This is a genomic window from Massilia aurea (assembly GCF_040790145.1).
Lineage (GTDB): Bacteria > Pseudomonadota > Gammaproteobacteria > Burkholderiales > Burkholderiaceae_D > Telluria > Telluria aurea_C.
The window spans coordinates 29,582-53,129 of the sequence record NZ_JBFMMP010000006.1 but is presented as its reverse complement, the minus strand read 5'-3'; the positions used below and the strand labels follow the sequence as shown (position 1 = coordinate 53,129).

Genomic DNA, 23,548 nt, shown 5'->3' with positions numbered 1-23,548 from the left:
GCACAGCCGAAAACTTACTGCAGCGGCTGGCTACGGAAGTGATCGCCTTCGTCGCTGTCATCGATCTCGTGATGATGACCGCCAGCGCCATGCACGTGGCCGTGCTGGATTTCTTCATCGGTTGCAGCGCGTACGTCGACCACGGACAGCTCGAAGCGCAGTGCCATGCCGGCCAGTGGATGGTTGCCATCCAGGACGACCTTGTCATCGGCGATCTCGGTGACGGTGAAAATCACCGGCTCGTCGTCGCCGTTTTCGGCCACGCCTTCGAACTGCATGCCGATTTCGATCGGTTCCGGCAGGCGCGAACGCTCTTCGACCTTCACCAGCTCTGGCTCGTAGTCGCCGAACGCGTCGTCCGGTTCCACCTGGATCGTCGAGGCGTAGCCGGCTTCCTTGCCGTCCAGCTCTTCTTCGATCTTCGGCAGGGTGTTCTCGTAGCCGCCGTGCAGGTACACCATCGGCTGGGAGCCCTCCTCGATCAGATTGTTCTGGGCATCCGACAGTTTGTAATTAACCGTCACGACCGTGTCTTTAGCAATCTTCATCGTCCATCCTTTCATTGTGAGCTGCGGATTATACTCTTGATGGGATCAGCCCCCGCTTCGGCTGGTTATAATGGCGCATGAAAAAATTACCGCTTTTGGGGAACATTACCCCCGCTGAATTCCTGCGCGATTACTGGCACAAGAAGCCCCTGCTCATCCGTGGCGCGATCCCCGGCTTCAAGCCGCTGCTCAAATTCGACAAGCTCGCCGAACTCGCCGCGCTGAACCACGTCGAATCACGCCTGGTGACCCAGAATGACGGCGAATGGGCCATGCAGCACGGCCCCCTCACTGAACTGCCATCGCGCAGCGAACCAAACTGGACGATGCTGGTCCAGGGCGTGAACCTGCATGACGAGCGCGCCGACGACCTGCTGCGCCAGTTCCGCTTCGTGCCGGACGCGCGCCTGGACGACCTGATGGTGAGTTTTGCCACTGATGGCGCCGGCGTCGGCCCGCACTATGATTCGTACGACGTGTTCCTGCTGCAGGCGCACGGCAAGCGCCGCTGGCGCATCGGCGCGCAGCAAGACCTGACGATCGTCGACGGCTTGCCGCTCAAGATCCTGGCCAACTTCGAGCCTGAAGAAGAATTTGTGCTCGAGCCGGGCGACATGCTGTACCTGCCGCCGCAGTACGCGCACGACGGGATCGCCGAAGGCGAATGCATGACATACTCGATTGGATTCCGTTCGCCCTCGTTCCAGGAACTGGGCGAAGCGTTCCTGCAATTCATGGCCGATTCGATCGACCTGCCGGGCCGCTACGCCGATCCGGAGTTGCAAGAGGCAAAGAACCCGGCCGAGATTCCGAAGCACATGCTGGCAACCGTCACCGAAGAGCTCAACAAGGTGCGCTGGGATGAAGAAGATGTCACGATCTTCCTCGGCGAGCACATGTCCGAGCCGAAGCACAATGTGTTCTTCACGCCACCGGCAAAGCCACTGACGTTCGGGCGCTTCATGGAAACGGCGGCCAAGCGCGGCATTAAACTGTCGAGCAAGACCCTCATGCTGTACCGTGGCAAGAACGTGTTCATCAACGGCGAATCGCTGGCCGCAGGCCGCGCTGACAAGGTGGTGCTCGACGTGCTGGCCAACGAGCGCCGCATCGATGGCGCCACGCTCGGCAAAGCCACCGACGACGTCACCGAATCCCTGTACGCCTGGTACCAGGACGGCTGGGTCGAACTGGGATAAGCATGGAACCGCGCGCCATCCCGTTCGATACCCGGCGCGACTGCGAGGCGCAGTTCCTCGCCGTGGTGGCGACGGCGCAGCACAGCCTGTGCCTGTTCGATCCGGATGGCGCCGTGTTCGCGCTTGGCGCCACGCACGTCGATGCGGCGTTGCGTGCATTCCTGCAGCGCGGCGGCACACTGCGCCTCGCGTTGCACTCCCCTGCGCACATCGAGCGTCATTTCCCGCGCTTCCTGCGCCTGCTGCGCGATTACGGACACGCTTTCGAATGCCGCCAGACGCCAAAGAATCTGCGCCAGCTGACCGATTCGTTCTGCATCGCCGACGAACGGCATGTCGTGCGCCGCTTCCACAGTGACCATATGCGAGGGGAAGCGAATATCGACGATCCGCGTGCCGTCGATGTCCCACGGCACCGCTTCGATGCCATCTGGGAAGAATCGCGAACGACGCTACATCCCACGACGACCGGCCTGTAACGCCTGCATGATGGCACTTGTGGTTGCCTGAGAGTTACTTAACGGGCGGATTCGGCGCTACGTAGCATCTTGTAACAAGATGAAGCTTATCAAGGCGTAAAATTCTTTCACTACAGCATGTGTTAGCTATTGCGAAACTATAAAATTGTCTATAATATCAATCAGGAAGGTTCCGTTGCGTCTATGGCAGTCTTGCTATTTGTGAAGGCACGAGAATTCCATCGAGAAATAATTACCGGTAATTATTATTCGCATCAAGTAGTTCTACTTTTGTAAATACTAAGGAAAAAACCATGAAAAAATCCCTGCTGATCGCTTCCCTGTTCGCTGTTACCCTGGCTGCTTGCGCTAAGAAAGAAGAAGCTCCAGTCGCTCCAGTGACCGAAACCCCAGCTGCTGTCGTCGCTCCTGCTGACGCAACCGTCCCAGCTGCTGACGCAACCGCTCCAGCTGCTGCTGCTGCTGACGCTGCTGCAACCGACGCTGCTGCTGCTGCAACCACCGCAACCGACGCTGCTGCCGCTGCTCAGACCTCGGCTACCCAAGCTGCTGACGCTGCTGCTACCACCAAGTAATTCGTTACTCGGTATGAAGAACCGGCCCTCGGGCCGGTTTTTTTACGTCTGGTGGTTTGTGCATTGGGCACGTCGTTCCCCGCGGAGGCGGGAACCCAAGTACGTTGAGTCATCGTGTATCCCGAACTTGATCGATCAGCGTGCAGACTTGGGTTCCAGCCTTCGCTGGAACGACGGTCTGCAGGTCAGCGATCCTCCATAAAAAAACCGGCCATCAGGCCGGTTTTTTGTTGCCGCAACGAGGATTACTTCAGCTCGTTGTTCAGCAGCGTCAGGATCTTGGTCGTCGTCGGCGACGTTTCCGCCTTGCCGTCGTTGGTCTGTACCGACACTTCGCTCACGCTCGCACCCTGCGCGGCCTTGACCAGCACGCGGTAGCGCTGCGCCTGGTTGGCTTCGTCGTCCGACTTGCCGAACGTGAACAGGCGCTTGAAGAAGCCATCCTTGGTGTCGCCCGCGTCCGGATCGACGTAGCGCACGAAGTAGATGCCCTGCACGCGGTCGCGGTCTTCGACGGTGAAGCCGACGCGATCGAGCGCCAGGCCGACACGGCGCCAGGCGCGGTCGAAGCCTTCATCGACTTCGACCTTGTCGCCCACCAGCTTGGCGTGCTCTGGCGTCACTGCGGCATTGGCCACCATCTGTTCTGCCGGCGCGACTTCTTTCGCACCGGTGAGCAGCGCGACGATGCGGCTCAGGTATTGCGATTCCAGGCCCGGGTCGTTAGGACGCACGGTCCAGGTGGTGGTTTCGCTTTGCGGGCCGGTCAGGACTTCTTCGGCGCCGCGGTGGCTGACCCAGATCTCGGTCGAGCCATCCGGCAGGCGCTCCAGGCGCGTGCGGTACTTGTCGCGCTCGCCGGTCGAGTAGGCGCTGTCGAACACACGGCCGATGGCGCGGCGCACGAAGTCTTGCGGGATCTTCGAGCGGTTCTCGACCCAGGCGGTTTCCATGGTGCCGGTGGTGGCCGACTCGGTCTCGAGCGCGAAGCCCTGCTCTTCCCAGAACGTGCGCAGTTGCGGCCACAGTTGTTCCGGCGTTTGCTTGACCACCAGCCAGCGCTGGTCGCCGTTGCGTTGCACGCTCACGGCGTCGGTCGAGATCGGGCCGATCGGCTGGCCGGACGCCGACATACCGGCAACCGCAGGCACGCCGCCGGCGGCCGCTGCCGCCTGGCCTTGCTGGAATTCGGACGCAGTGGCAACGCCACGGCCATCCGGGATCGCGTAGCGGTTGTCGCGCTGCAGCTTGGTCAGGTCGGGCGGCACATCCAGCGGGGCGGCCTTCTTGGCGCCCTTGTAGTCCACTGAGTTGCCACCGAAAATGGTGGTGCAGGCCGCCAGGCTGAACGCGATGACCGTGAGCGAGAGCACACGGGCGGCGGCAGGCGCGTTGATCAGGGTTGCGCCGTTAGAATTCTTAGTCTTGCGAATAGTCATGTCGTTCGATATCAGGTCAGTAATCCGAGCCCTTGCGGGTTCAGGATGGGGAATGAACGCCGGCGTCCACCAGGGCGGCACGTACGATCTCGTGGTATTGGGAGGACAGCGGCGCGAGCGGCAGGCGCAGGCCCGCCGGCATCTTGCCCATCTCGGCCAGTGCCCATTTCACGGGCACCGGATTCGGTTCGACGAACAGCTTGGCATGCAGGCCGAGCACGCGGTTGTTAATCTCGAGCGCGCGGGCGATATCGCCCTTCATCGCGGCCACGCACAGTTCGTGCATCGCGCGCGGGGCCACGTTGGCGGTGACCGAAATATTGCCGGCCGCGCCGCAGAACATCAGCGCCATCGCGGTCGGATCGTCGCCCGAGTACACGGCGAACGATTTGTCGACCATGCTCAGGAGTTCGATGCCGCGCCCGATATTGCCGGTGGCGTCCTTGATGCCGACGATGTTCTCGATCGGCGCCAGGCGCGCAACCGTCTCGTTGGCCATGTCGGCCACGGTACGGCCCGGCACGTTGTACAGGATGATCGGCAGGTCGACGGCTTCGGCGATCGTGCGGAAGTGGCGGTACATGCCCTCTTGCGTCGGCCGGTTGTAGTACGGCACGACCTGAAGCGACGCGTCGGCGCCGACGGCTTTCGCATGACGGGTGAGCGCGATCGCTTCCACGGTCGAATTGCCGCCGGTGCCGGCGATGACAGGGATGCGGCCGGCGACGTGGTCGACGGCCAGCTTGACGAGTTCGCAATGCTCTTCCGGCGACAGCGTGGCCGATTCGCCGGTCGTGCCCACGATGACGATCGCGTCGGTTCCTTCGGCGATATGCCAGTCGATCAGCGAACGCAGGCAGTCGCGGTCGACGGTGCCATCTTCGAACATCGGGGTGACGATTGCTACGATACTGCCCTTAATCATAATCTTTGGACCGTGCCATTCATTTAAAAATCTGATTGTAGCGGATACCCCGCCCCTATGGTTCATTCCTGACCACAATATGGTCGAGCCAGGCCTCGGTTTTACGGTATGCGGGACCGGCGGCGCACAGGCGCTGCACCTGTGCCGGATGGGGCCGCTCCACGTGACCGTCTTCGTAGGCCAGCACCTGCAGCCCGCCATCGCCAGCCAGCGCCAGCAATTCGCCGGGCGCCAGCAGGAAGGCCGGATTACTCGGCTTGCCAAACACCTCGTTACCCTGCGCGAAGGTTTCGTAGATCAGGATGCCGTCTGGCCGCAAGCTCGCGGCGATCTGCGCGAACAGCGGCCGATGCAGGTAATTGGTGACGACGATAGCGGCAAAGCGCCCCGCCTCGAATGGCCACGGCGCGCCATCGGCTTCGAGATCGTAGGCCATCGTGGTGACGTTATCGCCCGCGCTCGCCGCCAGCGCTGCCGGATTACGATCCAGTGCCAGTACCTGCAAACCCTGCGCCGCCAGCAGGCGTGTGTGGCGCCCGTTGCCGCAAGCCAGGTCGAGCGCCTCGCCCGGCCTTGCCAGGGGCGCGAAGCGCGCCACCCAGTTCGACGCCGGCTGCGCCGCCATGTTCACGACGGTGGCCATCGGCTCAGAGGAGGAAGAACGTGAACGGCGTCGCCGCCAGCTGCACCAGGTAGCCGCCCAGCGCCATCACCGGCGTGAGCCAGTAGCCGACCACCTTGAGCAGCACCAGCGCCAGCACGATGAAGAAGCCGTACGGCTCGATGCGCGCGAAGGCGTATGCAGCGCGGTGCGGCAGCATCGCAGTGACCACCCGGCCACCGTCGAGCGGCGGGATCGGCAGCAGGTTGAAGGCCATGATCAGCAGATTGGTGACGATACCGGCCTGCGCCACCTTGTGCGGGAATTCCTCGCCGACCTGGAAGAACACGAGGAACACGCCCAGGATCAGCCACAGCACGGCCATGATGAAGTTGGCCAACGGCCCCGCCAGCGACACCCACGCCATATCGCGCTTGGGATTGCGCAGGCGCCCGAATTCCACCGGCACCGGCTTGGCATAACCGAACACGAAACCGCTGAACAGGAACATCACGATCGGGATCACGATCGTGCCCCAGATATCGACGTGCACCAGCGGGTTGAGGCTCATGCGCCCCTGCGAGTAGGCGGTATTGTCGCCGAAATACTTGGCGGCGTAGGCGTGGGCGGCTTCGTGCAGGGTAATCGCAAAAAGGACCGGCAGCGCGTACACCGCGATGGTGCGAATCGTTTCTTCCATGGGGGCAGATTCTATCAGAGCCCGGCGCGCACTTGACCGGTGGAATTCTTAAGACGGTATTCCAGGCCGCATTCCTGCAGGTTACAAGCCGAAGGCGGCGGGGTCGCCCCTGCCCGCGCGGATCAGCACCGGCTCGGGACCGGTCAGGTCGATCACGGTGGTCGCTTCCAGCATGCCGGCGCCGCCGTCGATGATCAGCTCGATCTGCTTTTCGAGACGCTCGCGCACTTCATCGGGATCGGACAGCATGTGCTCGTCCCCGGGCAATTGCAGCGTGGTGCCGATCAGTGGCTCGCCCAACTCTTCGAGCAGCGCCAGCGTGATGGCGTTTTCGGGCACGCGCAGGCCGATCGTCTTGCGCGACGGGTGCGACAGGCGGCGCGGCAATTCGCGCGTGGCTTCCAGGATCACCGTGTAGGGGCCCGGCATCGTCGCCTTGAGCAGGCGGTATTGCGTATTGTCCACGCGCGCATATTGCGCGACCTCGGACAGGTCGCGCACCAGCAGCGTCAGGTGGTGCTTGTCGTCGACGCCACGGATGCGGCGCAGTTTCTCGACAGCGGCTTTATCGTCCAGGCGGCACACGAGCGCGTAGGCCGAATCGGTCGGCAGCGCGACGATGCCGCCGGCGCTGACGATCTGCGCGGCCTGCTTGATCAGGCGCGCCTGCGGGTTTTCAGGGTGAATCTGGAAAAACTGGCCCATGGATAGTGTCCCTTTATTGTTATTGACGCAGCGACTGGAGCGCGGCGATCCGCTGCTCCATCGGCGGGTGGGTCGAGAACAGCGCGCCCCAGCCGCCGCCGCTGCCGGAAATGCCCGATGCCGACATCGTCTTGGGCAACGCGCCCGGCGCGAAGCCGCCCAGGCGGGCCAGCGCATGCTGCATCGGCAGCGGGCTGCCCATCAAGCTGGCGGCGCCGGCGTCGGCGCGGAATTCGCGCTGGCGCGAGAACCAGGCCACGATGATCGAGGCCAGCAGGCCGAACAGGATTTCGCACACCATCACGGTGGCGTAGTAGCCGATGCCGGGCGCGTCGCCCTCTTTACGGAACAGCATCTTGTCGACGAAGAAGCCGACCACGCGCGCGAAGAACACGACGAAGGTATTGACCACGCCCTGGATCAGCGTGAGCGTGACCATGTCGCCGTTGGCGATGTGGGCGACTTCATGGCCGAGTACCGCCTCGACCTCTTCCTGGTTCATGCTTTGCAGCAGGCCAGTAGAGACGGCAACCAGCGCCGAATTTTTAAAGGCGCCGGTGGCGAACGCATTCGGCTCGCCATCGTAGACCGCGACCTCGGGCATGCCGATGCCGGCGCGCTCCGACAGACGGCGCACGGTGTCCACCAGCCACTGCTCAGTGGAATTGGATGGTTGCTCGATGACGCGCGCGCCGGTGGACCACTTGGCCATCGGCTTGCTGATCAGCAGCGAAATGAACGAGCCGGTGAAGCCGATCACGAGCGACATCACGGCCAGCGACGCGAAGTCGATGCCTTGCGCCGAGACAGCGCGGCCCAGCCCGAGCACATTCATGACCAGCGACAGCACCAGTACAACGGCAAGATTGGTGGCGAGGAAAAGAACAATGCGCTTCATGGCGGACAACTCCTGAGTTAATGACAGGATGCCAATATTGGGCTGGTTGTCGGGAAATTCAAGTGCGGCCGACAACTCATGCACGTCGTTCCCGCGGAGGCGGGAACCCAAGTCCGCAGCGGGCCGATAACATTATTGTGGCAATGCACGCTGAACTTGGGTTCCCGCCAAGGTGGCCGACGAGGCCGGGAACGACGATGCTAACGCTGCAGGTACTATTAACGTTCGAGGAAAAACCGCAGCATCTCCTTCGACGCGCACGGCCCCGCCGCATCCGTGTGCGACCCCGCGGTATTGCCACCGGCCCACGCATGCCCCGCCCCCTGCACCACCCAGTGCTCCGCCATCGCCCGGCCCGCGTCATCGCGCCAGACGCTGCGGCGGCAACGCCGGCCGCCATGCGCCGTGTCGTCGTGGCGCACCGTCAATGGCGTCGCGCGCATGCCAGCGTGAGCGCCCACATACTGCTGCAGCACCGCTTCACCGTTGGCCGGCGCCACTACGTGGTCCGTGCTGCCATGGAACACGATGACCGACACCGCCTCGCGCAAGGCGCGGCCCTTGGCTGGCTTCTTCATTGCCTGCAGCCCCGTGATCATGTCGCGCCCGCTGCCGGCCGGCAGACCGGAGTGCACGCCCACACCCGTGAACAGGTCAGGATACTCGGCGCCCAGCACGGCCGCCATCGCGCCGCCGGCCGACATGCCGGCCACGAACACCTGCCCCGGATCGGCGCCATGCTCCCCCACGATCTGGCGCGTCATGCCAGCGATGATGGCGGGCTCGCCGGCATCGCGCGCCTGATGGCCCGACTCGAACCAGTTCCAGCAGCGGTTGTGGTTCGAGGCGCTGTCCTGCTCGGGATACAGCACGAGGCAATTGGCTTCTTCGGCCAGGCGGTTCATGCCGGTGCCGACCGCGAAATCGTCGGGATTCTGGGTGCAACCGTGCAGCATGACGATCAGCGCGCGCGGCGTGGTCGACGGTTGCGACGGGATGTACAGCTTGTAGCGACGGCGGCCGGCGGCGTTTGAAAACACGCCTGACACGAAGGTGCCGGGGGCATCGTCTTCCATCACCGTCACATCGTCATCGGCAACTGAATCGAGGCTGAAACCGCCGGCGCGCATGGCCGCCTGCCCCTTGCGCAGGTGCGCTCGCCAATCGGGCGCCGGGTTGATGTCGACAAAGGCCGCAGCATCGTCCTTCGTGAAACGGGCGACGTGGCCGGGTTGCCCGGGCTGCCCTGGCACCAGGCCGGCCTGCGCCAATGCGTTCTGGATCATGGCCGTGGCCGACGACACATCCTTGTTTTGCACGAGGCGAGCCGACTCCACCATCTTGTTGATAAATTGATCGAGCGATTTCATGGCATATCCAGTCTAGGTAAGTGTGCGATCTGCCAGCGCGGCGCGCACGGCAGGCGATGCAACAAATGCGCCCAGGACCTGGATCGAAGCGATCGCATTCCGGGCGAGTTCAGGCAATACGTCGTCTTCGATGACAGCCAGGCCAAGTACATGGATTTCAAGTTGCTGCCCCTGCGCCACCACTTGCTCGAGCTCTTGCACCGAGTAGCGGTACAAACCCATCACATAGCGCTTGCGCACGACGGTCTGGCGAATCACGTCCGCATGCTGCGTCAGCAGGTTGCGGATCGCCGTACGCACGAGGTCAGTTCGATTGGAATAGAACCCTTCCTCAACCAGCAAGTCGACCTGGGCCAGGTCGACCAGGCCCACATTGACCGTGACCTTGTCGCTGTCGGGAAGTTTCTGCTGCGGCAAAACGGCTTTCATGATCACCTCCATACGCTTTATATACTCCAATTGGAGTATAAATCACGTATTACAAGGGTCAGCGATGAAATTTTCTGTAAATACAGTAATGCAACCGACGTAGCGCGGCCAGCCGCCAAGGCGGCGGCCAGCACATCAGCTGAAAAGGGAACTTAGAACCAGTCGTGCCAGATTGGCGTCACGCCGGACGGTAATGGCGGCAGCTCGGCGAACTCCACCCGCGATTCGCCCGGCGCATGGAAGTCCGTCCCGCGCGATGCGAGAAAGCCATAGCGCCGCGCCACTTCGGCATAGGTGCCGTACTGGTCCGGCGTATGGCTGCCGGTGACCACTTCGATGGCGGTACCGCCCAGTTGGCGGAACTCGTCAAACAGCGCGCCCTGCGCGGTATCGCTGAATTTGTAGCGCCCCGGATGCGCGATGACGGCGGTGCCGCCCGCCCCCTGGATCCAGCCCATCGCTTCGCCCAGCGTGGCCCAGCGGTGCGGCACGTAGCCCGGCTTGCCTTCGGTCAGGAAGCGGCGGAACACTTCGGACGTGGTGGCGCACACGCCGATCTCGCACAAGTAGCGCGCGAAGTGGGTGCGCGACATCAGGTCGGGATTGGCGACATAGCGCAGTGCGCCTTCATACGGCTCGGGAATACCCGCCTGCTCGAGCTGCGCCGCCATTTCGCGCGCCCGTTTCTCGCGTCCGTTGCGGGTGGCCGCCAGGCCGGCGATCAGCGCCGGATTGTTTTCGTCGATCTGCAGGCCGACCACGTGCACCGTCTCGTTGGCCCACGTGACCGAAATCTCGACACCGGCCACGAAGCGCATGCCCAGCGCCGTGGCGGCCTGGCGCGCCGTCTTCACACCGCTGACTTCATCGTGATCGGTCAACGCCCACACGTTCACGCCGCTCTTGCCGGCGTAAGCGGCCACGTCCGATGGCGCGAGAACGCCGTCGGAGACATTGGAATGGCAGTGCAGATCGACTTTCAGCATGGGATATTCAATAGCGCGGTGGACGTCCCATTGTACGCGCAATCAAACCGCTGGCGCAGCGAGGAAGTCTTCGATCATCCGCGCCAGCATTTCCGGCTGGTCGTGATGCAACATGTGCCCCGCCTGCGGCACCATGCGCGCGGTGACCTGTTTCAGATACCCCATGCGGCGGTCGACCTCGGCGCGCGCCTGCTCCTTGGCGCCCATCCAGCGCCACATATCGGTGTCCTCGGCCTCGACCCACAGCACCGGCGCCGTGATCGCCGACCACGCCGCCATGATCTCGTCGACGTGGTACAGCAGCGGACCCGTCATCTTGTGCGCCGGGTCGCCCAGGATGCGCCACTGGCCGTCCCGGTCCTGTTCGGCCCAGTGCGCCGCCAGGAAGGTCGAACGCTCGTAGGCCAGGCGCGGATTGGTCTTGCGCAGGCGCGCCGCCACGGCGTCCAGATTGGCGTAGCCGCGCATTTCGGGCGGCGCGCGCAGTTCGTCGAGCCAGTTGGCCATCCGCTTCGGATACTGGGCCGCATGCGTAGCGGGCAGGCCAAAGCCTTCCAGGTTGATCAGCTTGCCCACGCGGTGTGGCCGCACGCCGGCGTACAGGCTGGCAATATTGCCGCCCATGCTATGGCCAAGCAGGTTCACGGGCTCGCCCGGGGAGAAATGGTCGAGCAAAGCGTCGAGGTCGGCCACGTAATCCGGGAACCAATAGGTATCCGCGCCAGAGCGGTCGCTGTGCCCGAAGCCGCGCCAGTCCGGCGCAATCACGTGCCACTCGCCGGCCAGGGCATCGACGACGAACTGGAACGAGGCCGCCACATCCATCCAGCCATGCAGCATGAACAGCTTGGGCGCGCCCTCGTCGCCCCAATGGCGCACATGCAGCCGCAGGCCGCGCACGGTGACAAATTCGGAACGTGAAAGTTTCATGAGACCTCGAAAAAAGAACGATCGTTCAGACGATTATATCTTCGCCCCGTTGAATTCGCGCACCACGGCCCCATCTGCCGGACTTCGGGCGCTGGCGAAGCCGGCACTGCGCAAGGCGTAGGGCGGTAAAATAGCGCCATTCCAACCTTCTGCGAGCGCATCCATGGCGATATACCAGCTGGGCGAGCATGCTCCCGAGATCGATCCGTCGGCATTTGTCGCCGATTCGGCCACGGTCATCGGCAAGGTCACGCTCGCCGCGAATACCTCGGTGTGGTTCGGCGTGACGCTGCGGGGCGACAACGAACGCATCACCGTCGGCGCCAACAGCAATGTGCAGGAAGGCACCGTGATGCACACCGACATGGGCTATCCGCTCGACATCGGCCAGGGTGTGACGATCGGCCACCAGGCCATGCTGCACGGCTGCACGATCGGCGACGACACCTTGATCGGCATCGGCGCGGTGATCCTCAACGGCGCCCGCATCGGCAAGGGTTGCCTGGTCGGCGCCGGCGCGCTGGTCACCGAGAACAAGACATTTCCCGATCACTCACTGATCCTGGGTTCGCCCGCGAAGGTGGTGCGGACACTGACACAAGAAGACCTGCTGCGCCTGCAGGGTAATGCCGCGAGCTATGTCGCGCGGGGCCAGCTATTCAATACACAGCTTAAGAGAATCGGATAAAGAATGACGACGCCAGACATCACACGCAATACCTCGCTTACGACGCAGGACACGCTGCAAAAGTTCATCTTCGACAACGCCGCCGTGCGCGGCGAGCTGGTCGAGATTTCCGACACCTGGCGCGAGATCCAGGCGCGCCACGGCTACCCGAAAGCGGTGCGCTCGGTGCTGGGCGAGATGGTCGCGGCCTGCGCCCTGCTCTCGGCCAACCTCAAGTTCAACGGTTCGATCGTGATGCAGATCCACGGCGACGGGCCGGTGCGCCTGCTGGTCGTGGAATGCGACGCCGACCTGCGCATGCGCGCGACGGCCAAGCTGGCACCGGACGTCGAGGTCGCCGACGAAGCGACGCTGCGTGAACTGGTCAATGTGCAGGGCACGGGCCGCTTCGTGATCACGCTCGACCCGCTCGAGAAGATGCCGGGCCAGCAACCCTACCAGGGTATCGTGCCGCTCGATGGCGACGACGTGGCCACCGTCATCGAAAACTACATGCTGCGCTCGGAGCAGCTCGACACGCGCCTGTGGGTCGCGGCCGACGACAAGGTCGCACGCGGCCTGCTGCTGCAAAAACTGCCGCGTCACAGCGGCGGCGAAGATCAGACCAAGCAGGCATCCGAAGCGGAAGACCTGGAAACCTGGAACCGCGCTGCGGCGCTGGGCGGCACCCTGAAGCACGAAGAGCTGCTCTCGACCGACATTTCGACGCTGCTGCACCGCCTGTTCTGGGAAGAGACCATCCGCGTGTTCGACCCGCTGCACCCGCAGTTCCACTGCAGCTGCAACCGCGAAAAAGTCGGCAATATGCTCAAGATGCTGGGCCAGCCGGAAGTCGAAACTGCGCTGGCCGAGCTCGGTGAGTTGGGTATCAACTGCGATTTCTGCGGCAAGCACTACTCGTTCGACAAGGTCGATTGCGCGCAGCTGTTCGCCGTCGACACCGCTGCCGAAGCGCTGATCCCGCCGAGCGGCAGCACGCATTAAGACAAGCATGCGCCGGGCCTGTGCCCGTGCCGCTTGACCGGATCAGGGCGCTGCGGCGCCCTGTGTCGTTTGCGGCGTCTCTGTTGGCGCGGCGTCTGGTTCAGGTGCGAATTCGTAGACGATCAGGCTCTCGTTATCCCACTCCTTGGCGCGCACCGGTACGATATAACTGTGGCGATCTGCGCTCAGGGTCAGGAATCTGCTGCGCTCACCAGATGTCAGCCGCACTGCGGCAAGCTGCCCTGGTGCGCGATAATACAGCGCACTCATCGGCGCATGGCACATGCCGCCCACTGCCGCCATGGCAGTACGCATCACGAACCCGATCTCGTCCCGCATCACGGCCCAGGCCACTTCGCATTCGAGCCGCAAGTCGCCCAGCCGGCGAGTGCTCTCCGGTACGCCTGGACTGCGGACATACGGGCGCCAGCGAATTACATCATTTTTACGGTTCACAACCAGGTCAGCATTGTCGTCGAACGCCTCCTGGCTGCGTGGCAGCACGAACGTGGCATTGCCATCCACTGGCAATGCGAGGTCGACCTTATCCCCTGACAGGCGCAGGCTCACACCAGCCGCCGGCAGCTGCGTGCCGTCTTTGTTCTTGAGCTCGAAACGCAAACTGGCGCCTGGCGCGAGCGCATGGTGTTTTTCGAAAGCATCGAGACCGCGCGACATGATGCGGTAGGGGCGCAGCGCTGGATCCTTCACGCCGCTGACTTCGACCTTGGTCTCGTGAACGACGGCCGGCGTTGCCTCTTGTGCCCAAGAGGGGCTGGCACACGCCAGGACCAGGACCAGTGTTGCGCGCTGCAGCGTCATGCGAATCCCTTCGTGATCGGAATCGAACCAGTCTACAGGACCGGTACGACGTCAATCCTCACACATCGTCACGCCGGCAACCATGCCCGCCCTATCGTCCTGCGGCGTTTCGGGCGAGATGGTAAGCTGATGTTTGTTTGATACTGTTGTATTTTCAGACAGTGGCACCATCTGGAATTCACTGACTAATGGAGAAACACCCATGAATATCGATATTGGCATCAACACCGAAGACCGCGCAAAAATCGTCGAATCGCTCTCGACCGTCCTGGCCGACAGCTACATGCTGTACCTGAAGACCCACAACTTCCACTGGAACGTGACGGGGCCGATGTTCCAGACCCTGCACGTGATGTTCCAGGAGCAGTACACCGAACTGTGGACGGCGCTGGACGATATCGCCGAGCGCATCCGCGCACTGGGCCACTTCGCACCGGGCACCTACAAGCGTTATGTCGAACTGTCGACGATCACCGAAGAAACCGACGTGCCGTCGGCGAAAGAGATGATCCGTCAACTGGTCGAAGGCCAGGAAGCCGTGATCCGCACCGCGCGCGCCGCCGTGCGCATCGCTGACGAAATCGACGATTTCCCGACCGCCGACATGCTGTCGACCCGCATGGAAGTGCACGAGAAAAATGCGTGGATGCTGCGCGCGTTCCTGGAACAGGGCGCCGGCCATGAGCAGGGCGACGCGTCGTCGAAGTCGAGCGATTAAGACCTGATGCGGCCTTTGGGGCCGCTGCATGGCTGGATCAGTTAGCCTTGAAACGTCGTTCCCGCCTCCGCGGGAACGACGTTTTTACGTAGGTGGCGACAGGACGCCGGGCGAGGCGTCAGCAGCTTACTTCCCGCCACCCATATGCAAGTCCACCACCTTCATGATCTCGAGCGTGAGATCCATATCGAACTCCCCCGCCGTCATCGCCGCCTGCAATTGTTCGCGCGGCATGCCCACGCTCGCCGCCAGCGCGCCCAGGCCAGGCGCTTGCGCCACTGCCTGCAGGGCGGCGGCAATGACGGCGCCATCGCCATCTTCGAATGCTTCGGCCAGGCAGTCTGCGATCGCATCGAGCGAGTCCAGGCTGGCGGGGTCGATCGGGGTATGTTCTTGGGTCATGAGGCTCCAGGTTGTCAGTGCATGGCCGCAGGCGGCATGGCAGCCGCTTTCGCGCCTGGTTTCGGCGGCGGCGGAGGTGGCGGCACGGTCATCGATTCGACCGGCATTTCATTCTTGCGCAGCACCTGCACGAAGATCTCGTTCTGCTTGATCATGCCCATGTCGTAGCGCGCACGCTCTTCGACCGCGCCCGTGCCTTCGGTGAGGTCATCGACTTCCGAATCGAGCTTGCTGTTGCGCGCCGTGAGCTGCTCGGTCTTGATGCGCGTGGTTTCGACCTGGTTCTGCATGTCCGCGACAGACAGCCAGCCGCCTTTGCCGAGCCAGAGTGGATACTGGATCAGCACCAGCAGAACGGCCAGGGCAATCGTGATCAGGCGCATGGAGAGAAACCGGGAAAGTGAAAAAGCCGGCGCGCGGGTGGGTTCGCCCCATCCCGCGCGCCGGCCAACAGAATTACTTCAGGTTGTAGAACGCGTCACGGCCAGGGTAGCTGGCGATGTCGCCCAGGTCTTCCTCGATGCGCAGCAACTGGTTGTACTTGGCCATACGGTCCGAACGCGACAGCGAACCGGTCTTGATCTGCAGCGCGTTCAGGCCCACGGCGATGTCGGCGATGGTCGAGTCTTCGGTTTCGCCCGAACGGTGCGAGATCACGGCGGTGTAACCGGCGCGCTTGGCCATCTCGATGGCGGCGAAGGTCTCGGTCAGGGTGCCGATCTGGTTGATCTTGATGAGGATCGAGTTGGCGATGCCCTTCTGGATGCCCTCTTTCAGGATCTTGGTGTTGGTGACGAACAGGTCGTCGCCCACCAGTTGCACCTTCTTGCCCAGTGCCGCCGTCAGGGTGGCCCAGCCTTCCCAGTCGCCTTCGTGCATCGCGTCCTCGATCGAGATGATCGGGTATTTGTCGCACCAGGTCGCAAGCATATTGGTGAAGTCGGCAGCCGACAGCGACAGGCCGCCTTCGCCTTCGAGCACGTAGCGGCCATCCTTGTAGAATTCGCTGGCGGCGCAATCGAGGCCCAGCGCGATGTCCTGGCCGGCGACGTAGCCGGCCTGCTCGATCGCTTCCATGATCAGCTTGATGGCTTCTTCGTGGTTGGCCACCGATGGCGCGAAACCGCCTTCATCGCCGACCGCCGTGTTCAGGCCGCGCGCGTGCAGGATTTTCTTCAGGGTGTGGAACACCTCGGCGCCGTAGCGGATGGCTTCCTTGAACGACGGGGCGCCCACCGGGATGATCATGAATTCCTGGATGTCCAGGTTGTTGTCGGCGTGCGCGCCACCGTTGATGACGTTCATCATCGGCACCGGCATCTGCATCGCGCCCGAACCGCCGAAGTAGCGGTACAGCGGCAGGCCCGCTTCTTCGGCGGCGGCCTTGGCCACAGCCATCGACACGGCCAGCATGGCGTTGGCGCCCAGGCGGCTCTTGTTTTCGGTGCCATCGAGATCGATCAGGGTGCGGTCGAGGAACGCTTGTTCGTTCGCGTCCAGGCCCATGATCGCTTCGGAGATCTCGGTGTTGATATTCTCGCAGGCTTGCAGCACGCCCTTGCCGAAGTAACGCTTCGGATCGCCATCACGCAGTTCGATCGCTTCGCGCGAACCGGTCGACGCGCCCGACGGCACCGCCGCGCGGCCCATCACGCCCGACTCGAGCAGCACGTCGCATTCGACGGTTGGATTACCGCGCGAATCCAGGATTTCGCGGCCGATGATATCAACGATAGCACTCATGTTTCTCAGTCTCCAGAAGGTAGGTAATCTTGATGGGGCGCCCGGCTCCAGGGCAGCCACCAGGGACACCCGAACCGACGCGCCCACACTGAAACTTTACTTGAAGTCGAACTCCAGGAACGGCGACTTCTTGACGACACGGTCGATCTCGACGAGCGTGGTCAAGAGCTCTTTCATGCGCGCCAGCGGCACCGCATTCGGGCCGTCCGACATTGCATTGGCCGGATCAGGGTGCGTTTCCATGAACAGGCCGGCGATGCCCGACGCCACGGCGGCGCGCGACAGCACCGGGATGTGCTCGCGCTGGCCGCCCGACGACGTGCCCTGCCCGCCCGGCAGCTGCACCGAGTGGGTCGCATCGAACACCACCGGGCAGTTCGATTCGCGCATGATGGCCAGGCCACGCATGTCCGACACCAGGTTGTTGTAGCCGAACGAGGCGCCGCGCTCGCACGCCATGAAGTTGTCTTCTTCGAGGCCGGCCTCGCGCGCAGCGGCGCGTGCCTTGTCGATCACGTTCTTCATGTCGCCCGGGGCCAGGAACTGGCCCTTCTTGATGTTGACCGGTTTGCCCGAACGCGCGCAGGCGTTGATGAAATCGGTCTGGCGGCACAGGAAGGCCGGCGTCTGCAGCACGTCGACGATGCTCGCGACATGCGGGATCATCTCGGCGTCATGCACGTCGGTCAGCACCGGCACGCCGATTTCGCGGCGCACGTCGGCCAGGATCTCGAGGCCCTTGTCGATGCCAGGACCGCGGAACGATGTGCCCGACGAGCGGTTGGCCTTGTCGAACGACGATTTATAGATGAACGGGATGCCCAGCGCCGCGGTGATTTCTTTCAGCGTGCCGGCGGTGTCCATCGCCATCTGGCGCGATTCGATCACGCAGGTGCCTGCAATCAGGAAGATCGGGTGCTCGAGGCCGACGTCGAATCCGGCGAGTTTCATGCTGCGTCTCCTTGGAGTGCTGGTGCAGCCTGTTCAACGCTGGCTGCGGTATTGGTGTTCGATGCCTGGTGCGCCAGGGCGGCCTTGATGAACGACGTGAACAGCGGATGGCCGTTGCGCGGCGTCGACTTGAACTCGGGGTGGAACTGCACGCCCATATACCAGGGGTGTGCGTTCGCGCCGGTGCGTGGCAGCTCCATGATTTCGCACAGGTCTTCGTTCGGCGTACGCGCCGACACGGTCAGGCCGGCAGCCTCGACCTTTGGCAGGTAGTGGTTGTTGCCTTCGTAGCGGTGGCGGTGACGCTCGGTCACGACGTTGCCGTAGATTTCAGCGGCCAGCGTGCCCGGGTTGACGGCGCAGGTCTGCGCGCCCAGGCGCATGGTGCCGCCCAGGTTCGAGTTGGTGTCGCGCTTTTCGACCTTGCCGTCGTGGTTTTGCCATTCGGTGATCAGGGCGACGACCGGCTGGTCGGTTTCGGGATCGAACTCGGTCGAATTGGCGTTGGCCAAGCCCGCCATATTGCGCGCGTATTCGATCAGCGCGACCTGCATGCCCAGGCAGATGCCCAGGTACGGGATCTTGTTTTCGCGGGCGTAGCGGGCGGCGGCAATCTTGCCTTCCACGCCGCGCTTGCCGAAGCCGCCCGGCACCAGGATGGCGTCGTACTTGGCCAGGTGCTCGCAGCCACGGGTTTCGATTTCTTCCGAATCGAGATATTCGATATTGACGCGGCTTTCGGTGTGGATGCCGGCGTGGCGCAGCGCTTCGGTCAGCGACTTGTACGACTCGATCAGGTCGACGTACTTGCCAACCATGCCGATCGTGACTTCGTGCTTTGGATTCTCGAGGGTGTGGATCAGCTTGGTCCACATCGACAGGTCGGCTTTTGGCGCTTCAAGACCCAGCGCTTCGAGGATGATGTCGTCCAGGCCCTGGTCGCACAAGACTTGCGGGACCTTGTAGATGGTGTCGACGTCCCACACCGAAATGACGGCCTGCTCTTCGACGTTGGCGAACAGCGAAATCTTGGCGCGTTCGTCGTCGGGGATCGGGCGGTCGGCGCGGCACAGCAAGGCGTTCGGCGAGATGCCGATTTCACGCAGCTTCTGCACGCTGTGCTGGGTCGGCTTGGTCTTGAGCTCGCCGGCCGACGCGATGAACGGCACCAGCGTCAGGTGCACGAACGCGGCGCCCTTGCGGCCCGAACGCAGCGACAGCTGGCGCGCCGCTTCGAGGAACGGCAGCGACTCGATGTCGCCCACGGTGCCGCCGATTTCGACCAACGCCACGTCGACGCCTTCGGCGCCGCGGCGGATGTAATCCTGGATCTCGTTGGTGATGTGCGGGATCACCTGCACGGTCTTGCCAAGGTATTCGCCACGGCGCTCCTTGCGGATCACCGATTCATAGATCTGACCCGTGGTGAAGTTGTTCACCTTCTTCATGCGGGTGCTGATGAAGCGCTCGTAGTGGCCCAGATCCAGGTCGGTCTCGGCGCCGTCGTCGGTGACGAACACTTCGCCGTGCTGGGTTGGACTCATGGTGCCCGGATCGACGTTGATGTACGGATCGAGCTTGAGCATGGTGACTTTGAGGCCGCGGCTCTCGAGGATCGCGGCGAGGGAGGCGGCCGCAATCCCCTTGCCCAGGGAAGAGACGACGCCGCCAGTGACGAATACGAATTTGGTCATTTGCTGATGGTGCCGAACGGCACACGCGGGAAATAGAAATTATACCTTAAAGCGGCAAATACTGCCTCATATCAAGGCGGCAATGTCTTGAACCAAGTTGTCGTCAGGCGAACACAAAAGCGCGAATCTTCACGCTTTCTGGGTGCAATTTGGTTTCGATTGGGCAATAATTACCACTGGTAACTTTAGACTTTAAGCGTTTAACAACATCGGCCGAGACACTGTCCGGATCGCGCCTTCATGCTGCCGGACAGGCCGCTTATCTGCAGCATTCACCCTACTCCAACAGATCAAACATGGGCAACTTCATCAAACTCAATATCGGCACGCGATTGGCCGCAGGGTTCGCACTGACCCTCCTGATGACGGTCATCATCGCTACCGTCGGCGTCTGGCGTCTGAACCAGGTCGCGCAAGAAACGCAGGTCATCCTGGCCGAGCCGCTGGCGAAAGAACGCATGATCGCCGAATGGTACACGCAGATTTTCGCCGCCGTGCGCCGCACCGCCGCGATCGTCAAGAGCAGCGACCCTTCGCTGACCGCCTACTTCAAGGAAGACGCGGCCGCCACCGGCAAGCTGTCTGCCGACCTGGTCAAGAAGATCGAACCGCTCATCAGCGGCGACGATGAAACTGCCCTGTTCAAATCGGTGATGGAACACCGCACGGCCTATAGCAAGGCGCGCGATGGCGCCGTCAAGGCCAAGGCCGACGGCAATGCCGAACTGGCCGAACAGATCCTGAACCAGCAATTCACCCCGGCCGCCAAGGCGTACGAAGAGCGCGTGCACGAACTGGTCGACCTGCAGCAACAGCGCATCAGCGCCAGCGCTGCCACCATCGCCAGCGCCGCCGCGCGTGGCAATCTCGTCATCGGTTCGCTGGCCGCAGGCGCCCTGCTGCTGGGCGGCGTATTCGCCTGGCTGCTGACCCGTTCGATCACCCGGCCACTGCGCCAGGCCGTGCACGCCGCCGAACAGGTCGCCGCCGGCGATCTGACCGTGCGCACCGACAGCACTGCCACGGACGAAACCGGCGCCCTGCTGCGCGCGCTGGGCAATATGACGGACAGCCTGGCGAAAATCGTCGACGAAGTGCGCACCGGCACCCAGACCATCAGCGGCGCCTCGGGCGAGATCGCCGCCGGCAGTTTCGACCTGTCGAGCCGCACCGAACAGCAGGCGGCCGCGCTGGAAGAAACCGCCGCCTCGATGGAAGAACTCACCGGCACCGTGCGCCAGAACGCCGACAATGCACGCCAGGCCAACCAGCTGGCGATCGCCGCCTCGAGCGTCGCGACCCACGCCGGCGAATCGGTCGACCAGGTCGTGGCAACGATGGGCTCGATCAACGACTCGTCGCGCAAGATCGTCGACATCATCAGCGTCATCGATGGCATCGCGTTCCAGACCAATATCCTGGCCCTGAACGCGGCCGTGGAAGCGGCGCGCGCCGGCGAGCAGGGTCGTGGCTTCGCGGTCGTGGCGTCCGAAGTGCGCACGCTGGCACAGCGCTCGGCAGCGGCCGCCAAGGAAATCAAGGCCCTCATCAGCGACTCGGTCGACAAGGTCGATACCGGCACCAAGCTGGTGGACCAGACCGGCGCGACAATGCGCGAAGTGGTCGACTCGATCCGCCGCGTGACTGACATCATGGGCGAGATCTCGTCGGCCAGCCAGGAGCAGATCACGGGGATCGACCAGGTCAACCAGGCCATGGGCCAGATGGACAACGCCACCCAGCAGAACGCCGCGCTGGTGGAAGAAGCTACCGCCGCCACCGCTTCGCTGCAAGACCAGGCCAAGCGCCTGGCGCAGGTGGTCGACGTGTTCAAGCTCGATGCGCAGCACACAACGCCCGTGGCGCCAAGCGCGCCGGTGAAGCGGCCGCCTGCGCGGCCGGCGCTGAGCAAGCCGGCGCCGCGTGCCGCTGCCAAGCCTGCGACCGCGCCGGTAAGCAAGCCAGTGAGCAAGCAAGTGAGCAAGCCGGTGAGCAAGCCAGCCAGCAAGCCGGTCGCCGCGACCAAGGTAAACGAAGCGGAGTGGGAAGAGTTCTGACCTGCTGAGCCGCCTCACTGAAAACCGCCGTCCCCATCATTGGGCACGGCGGTTTTTTACTTCTTGGTCACATCTTTCAACAACGTCGCATATCACCATCAAATTCACTAACAAGTTAACACATTTGTACAAATGTGATACCATTTAGAAAGATCAACTCCGGTCATACGCAACGGCGCGGTCACGCGTCATTGCTTGCCGTTCCCACGGCATGTCACAGGCATCCTTGCCCGTAGGTTCCTCCCCCGGAACTGCCCCATTGCGCGACCACTGCGCGCTCAATTCGCCCCCTTTCGGGTCGCTCACCGCGTTCTACGGACGCCACGATATTTGCAGGTGATAATTTGTCTCTAAAAACAACGAGTATGCCAACGGCATCGCCACATCCTTCCTCTCCCAACTCGAGCATGCTCGACAAGCTCTGCGAAAGACTCGGCATCCCGCGCCCCCTGTTCTGGGGCTTCATGGGCCTGCTGGTGTTCATGATCGGCGATGGCGTCGAACTCGGTTACCTGGCGCCCTATCTGGCCCAGAAGAACATGCTCGAGGCCGATATCGCGGTCCTGTTTACCGTGTATGGCGTGACCGTGGCGATCGGCTCCTGGTGCGCCGGTGCGCTGTCGAATATCTGGGGCCCGAAGAAGGTCATGCTGATTGGCGCCGCCATCTGGGTCGTGTTTCAGGTCTTGTTCCTGACGTTCGGCGTCGGGCAGATGAGTTACCCGATGATGCTGGCCGGCTACGCCCTGCGCGGCTTCGGCTACCCGCTGTTCGCCTACGGCTTCCTGGTCTGGATCGTGGCCGCCACGCCCGCCAAGAAGCTGGGCCTGGCGATGGGCTGGTTCTGGGTGGCCTACGCGGCCGGCCTGCCGACCCTCGGCGCGCTGGTGGCAAGTTTCTCCGTACCGCTGATCGGCGCCCTCGCCACGTTCTGGCTGTCGCTGATCCTGGTCATCGCAGGCGCCGCGCTGGCCCTGGTGTGCGTCAAGGATGCCGCCGGCACCAGGCGTCTCGCGCCGGTCGGTGAAAAGCCGCTGAAGTCGCTGATGGGCAGCGTCTCGATCATGTGGGAAGAACCGAAGACCTCGCTCAGTGGCGTGGTACGCACGATCAACACGGCCTCGATGTTCGGCTTCTTCATCGTGCTGCCGGGCTTCTTCATGGACGTGATCGGCTTCACGCTCGAACAATGGCTGCGCCTGGTGACGGTCATCTTCGTCGCCAATATCGCCGGCAACATCATCTCGAGCCGCCTGGCGACGCGATTTGGCCTGCGCAATACCGTGATCTGGATGGGCGCCGTCGGCAGCGCCATCACGACGCCGCTGTTCTTCTACATGCCGCAGCTGTTCATCGGCAATTTCTACATCGCGGCACTGTTCGGCGCGATGTACGGCATGACGCTGGGCGGTTTCGTGCCACTGTCGGCGCTGATGCCACTGCTGGTGCCGAAGAACCGCGCCGCCGCGCTGTCGGTGCTGAGCCTGGGCGCCGGTGCATCGACCTGGGTTGGTCCGGCGATCGTGGCGATCTTCAGCGCGTCGCTGGGCGTGGTGGGGATTATCTGGATCTTTGCCGGCCTGTATGCGCTCAGCGCGTTCCTGATGATTCCGCTGCGCGATCCGGAAGAATTGCGTGACGAGAAGGTGGCAAAGCGTGCTTCGGCGCCGGTCGCGGCTACCCCCGCCGCCGCGCACTGACGGGA

Annotated in this window: 25 protein-coding genes; 8 read left to right on the top strand and 17 right to left on the bottom strand. The window is 63.1% G+C overall.

Going from position 1 to position 23,548, the window contains the following annotated elements; translation table 11 throughout:
* Positions 1–14 precede the first annotated feature (14 nt).
* On the bottom strand, positions 15–548 hold the full coding sequence (locus tag AB2N08_RS11120) for an FKBP-type peptidyl-prolyl cis-trans isomerase (protein ID WP_367610712.1): 534 nt from the start codon (positions 546–548) through the stop codon (positions 15–17).
* Positions 549–625: 77 nt separating this feature from the next.
* Here AB2N08_RS11120 and AB2N08_RS11115 point away from each other — a divergent pair, with 77 nt between their 5' ends.
* From AB2N08_RS11115 to AB2N08_RS11105, 3 genes are all read left to right on the top strand, one after another.
* The gene (locus AB2N08_RS11115; protein ID WP_367610711.1) at positions 626–1,747 is read left to right on the top strand and encodes a JmjC domain-containing protein; all 1,122 of its coding nucleotides are present in this window, start codon (positions 626–628) and stop codon (positions 1,745–1,747) included.
* Between the two features lie 2 nt (positions 1,748–1,749).
* Entirely contained in the window at positions 1,750–2,226 is a 477-nt protein-coding gene (locus AB2N08_RS11110; protein ID WP_367610710.1) for a DUF7931 domain-containing protein, read from the top strand.
* A 293-nt stretch (positions 2,227–2,519) separates the two neighbouring features.
* Entirely contained in the window at positions 2,520–2,801 is a 282-nt protein-coding gene (locus tag AB2N08_RS11105; RefSeq protein ID WP_367610709.1) for a hypothetical protein, read from the top strand.
* Positions 2,802–3,046: 245 nt separating this feature from the next.
* Here the strand turns inward: AB2N08_RS11105 and bamC are convergent, their stop codons facing one another.
* The 10 genes from bamC to AB2N08_RS11055 all read right to left on the bottom strand — a co-directional run bounded on the left by bamC (position 3,047) and on the right by AB2N08_RS11055 (position 11,784).
* Positions 3,047–4,240, bottom strand: coding sequence for an outer membrane protein assembly factor BamC (gene bamC, locus AB2N08_RS11100; protein WP_367610708.1), 1,194 nt, complete (start codon positions 4,238–4,240; stop codon positions 3,047–3,049).
* 40 nt (positions 4,241–4,280) lie between these two features.
* The gene (dapA, locus tag AB2N08_RS11095; RefSeq protein WP_367610707.1) at positions 4,281–5,165 is read right to left on the bottom strand and encodes a 4-hydroxy-tetrahydrodipicolinate synthase; all 885 of its coding nucleotides are present in this window, start codon (positions 5,163–5,165) and stop codon (positions 4,281–4,283) included.
* Between the two features lie 55 nt (positions 5,166–5,220).
* A complete protein-coding gene (locus tag AB2N08_RS11090; protein WP_367610706.1) occupies positions 5,221–5,808 on the bottom strand; it encodes a class I SAM-dependent methyltransferase in 588 nt (195 codons plus the stop codon).
* A gap of 4 nt (positions 5,809–5,812) precedes the next feature.
* The gene (locus AB2N08_RS11085; protein WP_367610705.1) at positions 5,813–6,466 is read right to left on the bottom strand and encodes a site-2 protease family protein; all 654 of its coding nucleotides are present in this window, start codon (positions 6,464–6,466) and stop codon (positions 5,813–5,815) included.
* Between the two features lie 81 nt (positions 6,467–6,547).
* Positions 6,548–7,171: an L-threonylcarbamoyladenylate synthase gene (locus AB2N08_RS11080; protein WP_367610704.1), complete on the bottom strand. Its 624-nt coding sequence runs from the start codon at positions 7,169–7,171 to the stop codon at positions 6,548–6,550.
* 19 nt (positions 7,172–7,190) lie between these two features.
* Complete coding sequence (gene htpX / locus AB2N08_RS11075; protein WP_367610703.1) at positions 7,191–8,069, bottom strand: protease HtpX; 879 nt, start codon at positions 8,067–8,069, stop codon at positions 7,191–7,193.
* A gap of 218 nt (positions 8,070–8,287) precedes the next feature.
* Positions 8,288–9,439 (bottom strand): extracellular catalytic domain type 1 short-chain-length polyhydroxyalkanoate depolymerase, encoded by a 1,152-nt coding sequence (locus tag AB2N08_RS11070; RefSeq protein ID WP_367610702.1) that lies wholly within the window; start codon positions 9,437–9,439, stop codon positions 8,288–8,290.
* A gap of 12 nt (positions 9,440–9,451) precedes the next feature.
* Complete coding sequence (locus AB2N08_RS11065; protein WP_367610701.1) at positions 9,452–9,868, bottom strand: CopG family transcriptional regulator; 417 nt, start codon at positions 9,866–9,868, stop codon at positions 9,452–9,454.
* A gap of 152 nt (positions 9,869–10,020) precedes the next feature.
* A complete protein-coding gene (locus AB2N08_RS11060; protein ID WP_367610700.1) occupies positions 10,021–10,854 on the bottom strand; it encodes a 3',5'-nucleoside bisphosphate phosphatase in 834 nt (277 codons plus the stop codon).
* Positions 10,855–10,896: 42 nt separating this feature from the next.
* Positions 10,897–11,784, bottom strand: coding sequence for an alpha/beta fold hydrolase (locus AB2N08_RS11055; RefSeq protein WP_367610699.1), 888 nt, complete (start codon positions 11,782–11,784; stop codon positions 10,897–10,899).
* Between the two features lie 163 nt (positions 11,785–11,947).
* Between AB2N08_RS11055 and AB2N08_RS11050 the strand changes: the two genes are divergently transcribed.
* Both AB2N08_RS11050 and hslO read left to right on the top strand, forming a co-directional pair.
* Positions 11,948–12,472 (top strand): gamma carbonic anhydrase family protein, encoded by a 525-nt coding sequence (locus tag AB2N08_RS11050; protein ID WP_367610698.1) that lies wholly within the window; start codon positions 11,948–11,950, stop codon positions 12,470–12,472.
* Positions 12,473–12,475: 3 nt separating this feature from the next.
* The gene (gene hslO / locus AB2N08_RS11045) at positions 12,476–13,456 is read left to right on the top strand and encodes an Hsp33 family molecular chaperone HslO (protein WP_367610697.1); all 981 of its coding nucleotides are present in this window, start codon (positions 12,476–12,478) and stop codon (positions 13,454–13,456) included.
* Between the two features lie 42 nt (positions 13,457–13,498).
* Here hslO and AB2N08_RS11040 read toward each other — a convergent pair whose 3' ends face one another.
* Positions 13,499–14,278, bottom strand: coding sequence for a hypothetical protein (locus AB2N08_RS11040; protein ID WP_367610696.1), 780 nt, complete (start codon positions 14,276–14,278; stop codon positions 13,499–13,501).
* Positions 14,279–14,480: 202 nt separating this feature from the next.
* Here AB2N08_RS11040 and AB2N08_RS11035 point away from each other — a divergent pair, with 202 nt between their 5' ends.
* Positions 14,481–14,996, top strand: a complete 516-nt coding sequence (locus AB2N08_RS11035; protein ID WP_367610695.1) for a Dps family protein — start codon at positions 14,481–14,483, stop codon at positions 14,994–14,996.
* Between the two features lie 126 nt (positions 14,997–15,122).
* Here the strand turns inward: AB2N08_RS11035 and AB2N08_RS11030 are convergent, their stop codons facing one another.
* The 5 genes from AB2N08_RS11030 to AB2N08_RS11010 form a co-directional block, all read right to left on the bottom strand.
* Positions 15,123–15,398 carry a hypothetical protein gene (locus tag AB2N08_RS11030; protein ID WP_367610694.1) on the bottom strand — a complete coding sequence of 92 codons (276 nt, stop codon included), beginning with the start codon at positions 15,396–15,398 and terminating at the stop codon, positions 15,123–15,125.
* Positions 15,399–15,412: 14 nt separating this feature from the next.
* Positions 15,413–15,781 (bottom strand): cell division protein FtsB, encoded by a 369-nt coding sequence (gene ftsB, locus AB2N08_RS11025; RefSeq protein ID WP_367610693.1) that lies wholly within the window; start codon positions 15,779–15,781, stop codon positions 15,413–15,415.
* 73 nt (positions 15,782–15,854) lie between these two features.
* Positions 15,855–17,141: a phosphopyruvate hydratase gene (gene eno / locus AB2N08_RS11020; protein WP_367610692.1), complete on the bottom strand. Its 1,287-nt coding sequence runs from the start codon at positions 17,139–17,141 to the stop codon at positions 15,855–15,857.
* A gap of 96 nt (positions 17,142–17,237) precedes the next feature.
* The gene (kdsA, locus tag AB2N08_RS11015; RefSeq protein WP_367610691.1) at positions 17,238–18,092 is read right to left on the bottom strand and encodes a 3-deoxy-8-phosphooctulonate synthase; all 855 of its coding nucleotides are present in this window, start codon (positions 18,090–18,092) and stop codon (positions 17,238–17,240) included.
* Entirely contained in the window at positions 18,089–19,786 is a 1,698-nt protein-coding gene (locus AB2N08_RS11010; RefSeq protein WP_367610690.1) for a CTP synthase, read from the bottom strand. Before AB2N08_RS11010 ends, kdsA begins: the two co-directional genes overlap by 4 nt.
* A 296-nt stretch (positions 19,787–20,082) precedes the next feature.
* Between AB2N08_RS11010 and AB2N08_RS11005 the strand changes: the two genes are divergently transcribed.
* Entirely contained in the window at positions 20,083–21,843 is a 1,761-nt protein-coding gene (locus AB2N08_RS11005) for a methyl-accepting chemotaxis protein (RefSeq protein WP_367610689.1), read from the top strand.
* 407 nt (positions 21,844–22,250) lie between these two features.
* Entirely contained in the window at positions 22,251–23,543 is a 1,293-nt protein-coding gene (locus tag AB2N08_RS11000) for an MFS transporter (RefSeq protein ID WP_367610688.1), read from the top strand.
* The last annotated feature ends 5 nt before the right edge of the window (positions 23,544–23,548 follow it).

Excerpts from the sequence above, each read along its gene's own strand:
- eno (WP_367610692.1), bottom strand. The coding sequence starts at position 17,141 with ATGAGTGCTATCGTTGATATCATCGGCCGCGAAATCCTGGATTCGCGC.
- AB2N08_RS11030 (WP_367610694.1), bottom strand. The coding sequence starts at position 15,398 with ATGACCCAAGAACATACCCCGATCGACCCCGCCAGCCTGGACTCGCTC.
- kdsA (WP_367610691.1), bottom strand. The coding sequence starts at position 18,092 with ATGAAACTCGCCGGATTCGACGTCGGCCTCGAGCACCCGATCTTCCTG.
- AB2N08_RS11115 (WP_367610711.1), top strand. The coding sequence starts at position 626 with ATGAAAAAATTACCGCTTTTGGGGAACATTACCCCCGCTGAATTCCTG.
- AB2N08_RS11070 (WP_367610702.1), bottom strand. The coding sequence starts at position 9,439 with ATGAAATCGCTCGATCAATTTATCAACAAGATGGTGGAGTCGGCTCGC.
- AB2N08_RS11035 (WP_367610695.1), top strand. The coding sequence starts at position 14,481 with ATGAATATCGATATTGGCATCAACACCGAAGACCGCGCAAAAATCGTC.
- AB2N08_RS11040 (WP_367610696.1), bottom strand. The coding sequence starts at position 14,278 with ATGACGCTGCAGCGCGCAACACTGGTCCTGGTCCTGGCGTGTGCCAGC.
- AB2N08_RS11120 (WP_367610712.1), bottom strand. The coding sequence starts at position 548 with ATGAAGATTGCTAAAGACACGGTCGTGACGGTTAATTACAAACTGTCG.
- AB2N08_RS11005 (WP_367610689.1), top strand. The coding sequence starts at position 20,083 with ATGGGCAACTTCATCAAACTCAATATCGGCACGCGATTGGCCGCAGGG.
- AB2N08_RS11080 (WP_367610704.1), bottom strand. The coding sequence starts at position 7,171 with ATGGGCCAGTTTTTCCAGATTCACCCTGAAAACCCGCAGGCGCGCCTG.
- AB2N08_RS11055 (WP_367610699.1), bottom strand. The coding sequence starts at position 11,784 with ATGAAACTTTCACGTTCCGAATTTGTCACCGTGCGCGGCCTGCGGCTG.
- bamC (WP_367610708.1), bottom strand. The coding sequence starts at position 4,240 with ATGACTATTCGCAAGACTAAGAATTCTAACGGCGCAACCCTGATCAAC.
- AB2N08_RS11050 (WP_367610698.1), top strand. The coding sequence starts at position 11,948 with ATGGCGATATACCAGCTGGGCGAGCATGCTCCCGAGATCGATCCGTCG.
- ftsB (WP_367610693.1), bottom strand. The coding sequence starts at position 15,781 with ATGCGCCTGATCACGATTGCCCTGGCCGTTCTGCTGGTGCTGATCCAG.
- AB2N08_RS11000 (WP_367610688.1), top strand. The coding sequence starts at position 22,251 with ATGCTCGACAAGCTCTGCGAAAGACTCGGCATCCCGCGCCCCCTGTTC.
- AB2N08_RS11105 (WP_367610709.1), top strand. The coding sequence starts at position 2,520 with ATGAAAAAATCCCTGCTGATCGCTTCCCTGTTCGCTGTTACCCTGGCT.
- AB2N08_RS11010 (WP_367610690.1), bottom strand. The coding sequence starts at position 19,786 with ATGACCAAATTCGTATTCGTCACTGGCGGCGTCGTCTCTTCCCTGGGC.
- AB2N08_RS11060 (WP_367610700.1), bottom strand. The coding sequence starts at position 10,854 with ATGCTGAAAGTCGATCTGCACTGCCATTCCAATGTCTCCGACGGCGTT.
- dapA (WP_367610707.1), bottom strand. The coding sequence starts at position 5,165 with ATGATTAAGGGCAGTATCGTAGCAATCGTCACCCCGATGTTCGAAGAT.
- AB2N08_RS11110 (WP_367610710.1), top strand. The coding sequence starts at position 1,750 with ATGGAACCGCGCGCCATCCCGTTCGATACCCGGCGCGACTGCGAGGCG.
- AB2N08_RS11065 (WP_367610701.1), bottom strand. The coding sequence starts at position 9,868 with ATGAAAGCCGTTTTGCCGCAGCAGAAACTTCCCGACAGCGACAAGGTC.
- htpX (WP_367610703.1), bottom strand. The coding sequence starts at position 8,069 with ATGAAGCGCATTGTTCTTTTCCTCGCCACCAATCTTGCCGTTGTACTG.
- hslO (WP_367610697.1), top strand. The coding sequence starts at position 12,476 with ATGACGACGCCAGACATCACACGCAATACCTCGCTTACGACGCAGGAC.
- AB2N08_RS11085 (WP_367610705.1), bottom strand. The coding sequence starts at position 6,466 with ATGGAAGAAACGATTCGCACCATCGCGGTGTACGCGCTGCCGGTCCTT.
- AB2N08_RS11090 (WP_367610706.1), bottom strand. The coding sequence starts at position 5,808 with ATGGCCACCGTCGTGAACATGGCGGCGCAGCCGGCGTCGAACTGGGTG.